Annotated in this window: 3 protein-coding genes and 1 pseudogene; all 4 read left to right on the top strand. The window is 59.4% G+C overall.

All coding sequences use genetic code 11. The features are described from left to right. Window positions 1-284 (top strand): DUF551 domain-containing protein (locus PMO31116_RS23445; protein WP_150568804.1); only part of this gene is annotated, 284 nt, incomplete at its 5' end. Continuing rightward, window positions 281-652 carry a hypothetical protein gene (locus tag PMO31116_RS23440; protein ID WP_150568803.1) on the top strand — a complete coding sequence of 124 codons (372 nt, stop codon included), beginning with the start codon at window positions 281-283 and terminating at the stop codon, window positions 650-652. The genes PMO31116_RS23445 and PMO31116_RS23440, both read left to right, overlap by 4 nt. Next, window positions 645-2,087, top strand: coding sequence for a hypothetical protein (locus tag PMO31116_RS23435; RefSeq protein ID WP_150568802.1), 1,443 nt, complete (start codon window positions 645-647; stop codon window positions 2,085-2,087). The genes PMO31116_RS23440 and PMO31116_RS23435 overlap by 8 nt, the downstream gene beginning before the upstream one ends. A 454-nt stretch (window positions 2,088-2,541) precedes the next feature. Then, a pseudogene (locus PMO31116_RS23930) lies at window positions 2,542-2,864 on the top strand (hypothetical protein); the annotation flags it as partial.

The raw sequence follows: 2,864 nt of genomic DNA, 5'->3' as shown, positions 1-2,864 counted from the left end.
ATATGTCGGTCGACTGGAAAGGCAAACTCACTTCGCCAGAGACTGCGGGGGCGCTGCGCGGATGGGAAGCCGCACAGCCGAAGTGGATGCCGATCGAGACGGCTCCGAAAGATGGAACCGAGGTTGCATTGCTTTTCACCGACGAAGTGACTGTACTCGGAAAGGCCCGGCCCCGAGTGCGCTCCGCATCATGGTTTGGTGACTGGACGATCCCATACCTTCGCGCCAACCCGCCGACTCACTGGATGCCCCTCCCCGCCGCTCCGAATGAGGTGGAAGCATGAACTGCTACTGCGATTACGACATAGATCCGACCCTCTACACGAGGAAGGTCTACACAGCGCGCAAGGCACACCAATGCGACGAATGTGGTCGGGCAATCGCACGCGGCGAAGCCTACGAGAAAGTCGTTGGCGTTTGGGACGGCTGCCTCGAAATGTACAAGACGTGCCGCCACTGCACCGACGCGCGTCAGTACGTGAAGGCCCACGTCCCGTGCGCATGCCTGTCACACGGCAACCTGCGCGAAGACATGCTCGAAACCGTTCGCGAGTACCAGCGTCAGGCCCCTGGCCTTCTCTTCGGCCTCTACCGCTTCATGGTCGCCGCAAAGCGTGCTGGCCACCTCGCATTGGAGAACCAGAATGCATGAACTCAAGACCGTGACGTTTGATGCGAGCCAGTATCAGCTTGTGCCGAAGGTGCCGACGGATGAAATGCGCGACGCTGGCAATGTGCACGTGCGCAATCGATCGGTGCTGTATGACGCATGGAAATCGATGCTCGCCGCCGCCCCCACACCAGCCGCACAGAGCGCAGGGCAAGAGGCGGTAACGCGATATGAGCGAGACGACACAGGCCGTATCACATCGAGCTATGAGCCGTCCCCGGAAGAAATCCGAGTGTGCCGTGATGCAGTTCGCCGGGAGTTTGGGAACGACGGAACAGACGGATATTACATCCGCATTTTGAAGGCCGTTCACGCTGTCGCCGCGCCCGTGAATGGCGGCGAGCGCGATCTGGGGCAAGCAATCCACTATCCCGAGTGCTGGGACACCGCAGCATACCCGACGCCGGAGTCTGCATTGGCCGAGGTCTATGCCTCGTTTGAATGCACGAACGATGAATGTGCGAAGCACGCCGCAGATGCGCCGCATGAAGACGGCGAGCGCCCCTCCGATTGCAGCGGCGAGCCAGAATGCTGCCCTCAGAACGAGGGGTATGGATGCCACTGCGGCGCGCGCAATAGCGATGTGCAGCGCGCCGCAGATGCGCCGCAGGTGGGTGAGCCCGATCCGGAATACGCAACTGTTGCGCGTCAACTTGGCGATATGGCTGCGAACGACACAGTTTGGGACAACGCGACCTTGATTCATCGTGCAATCGCATTGCTGGAACGCGCCGCCCTCTCGTCTACCGCGAAGATGGGCGCATTCTCGTACCCGACCATCGAACATTGGCTGACTGAAAGTGGCGACGTGTGCGGCTCCGTCATTGGGGATTTCGTCGCCACTATGACGCCAATTCACGCCGCGCATCAGGCATGGAGTGCAGCGAGAGCCACAACAGACATGGACGCGAAGGTGGGCGGGGATGAGCGGGAGGCAGACATCGACGCGCATGTGATCGAGCGGTTTGCCACCATCCTCGCTGAAATCTCGTTGACGTTGAAAGGTGTCGAGCAGCCGTTGCAAAGACACAGCTATCACGATCTGCCGAAGCTGGTTGCAGAGTTGAAGCTGGAAGTTGACTTGCACCGTGCCAACGAAGCCCGCGCCGCGCTGTCGGCGGATGGCGGGGAGCGCAAGGAGGCGGTGCGCGGGTCAATCGAGGGCACCGCGTTCTTTATGCGAAGCAATCCATCCGAACAGGTTTGTGTGTGCTGCCCGCCCGGAGGTGGTCACATCTTCCGACGCGGCGTCGATTGGGATGAATGGGACACGAACCGTCCAGCACATTTCGGCAATGACGCAAATGTGCTCGTATCGAATGTGCTTGATAACCCCGCCACGGAAAGAAAACGCATTCGCGTGACAGTTGAAGTGCTGGACGCCGCCATTGCCGCCAGTACGGCGAAGGGGGAGTGATGCTACCTCTCCGTCATGCCCCCCGTCCACTCAGGACTTCCGCGTTCCAGGTATTCACTCTCCTCGTTCACGCAGTCAAGGAGTCCTCTGTCAATGGCGTGCTGAATCGCCCGGCGACACAGTTTCTCGTGCGGTTGGTACCGCTCGTCAGGAAGGACTCCGATGTGCGCCTCGACGCGAGTGGATCTACAAGGAGTTATTCCGATAAGAGAGACCACGTCTGGATGGACCACTCCTTGCAGCCCAATCAACGAGCCTGCCCTATTCAAAACCGAAAAGCTGAAGTACTTAACCGGAACGACGCCCGATTGCTGGCTGCTCATTGGCGCCTCACGCGGTGGATGAATGGAAACACCAATTTAGCCGCGACTTCCATGTCAATCAACCGCTGCATCTAGAGGTTTTATAGAGCTTTGACACCGCATTTACATTCGGCACACATTTGGAACTTCTGATGAAGAAGAACGAGATCATTCTGGGCGACTGCCGGGAGGTGGCTGTACTGTTCGCACGCGCCGACAGCGTCTACAAGGAACTGCCCGGGACCGACGTATGGGACATTCATCGCGACGCAACGCGCTGGCCTGGTGGCTCGCCAGTGGTCGCCCATCCTCCATGCCGTGCATGGGCAAGTCTCCGGCACTGCGCGAAACCTCGCGCTGGCGAGAAGGATCTTGCATTTCTGGCGATAGGCCACGTGTGTAATGACCCAGCAGAACCTGCTCAGGTCAGGCGGCTAAAGCAAAAGCCTCGGCCGGGGTCATCATCTTCAGCGCT

Origin of the sequence: Pandoraea morbifera (assembly GCF_902459575.1) — a bacterium.
Lineage (GTDB): Bacteria > Pseudomonadota > Gammaproteobacteria > Burkholderiales > Burkholderiaceae > Pandoraea > Pandoraea morbifera.
This window is presented reverse-complemented; position numbering and strand designations above follow the sequence as displayed.

Excerpts from the sequence above, each read along its gene's own strand:
- PMO31116_RS23435 (WP_150568802.1), top strand. The coding sequence starts at position 645 with ATGCATGAACTCAAGACCGTGACGTTTGATGCGAGCCAGTATCAGCTT.
- PMO31116_RS23440 (WP_150568803.1), top strand. The coding sequence starts at position 281 with ATGAACTGCTACTGCGATTACGACATAGATCCGACCCTCTACACGAGG.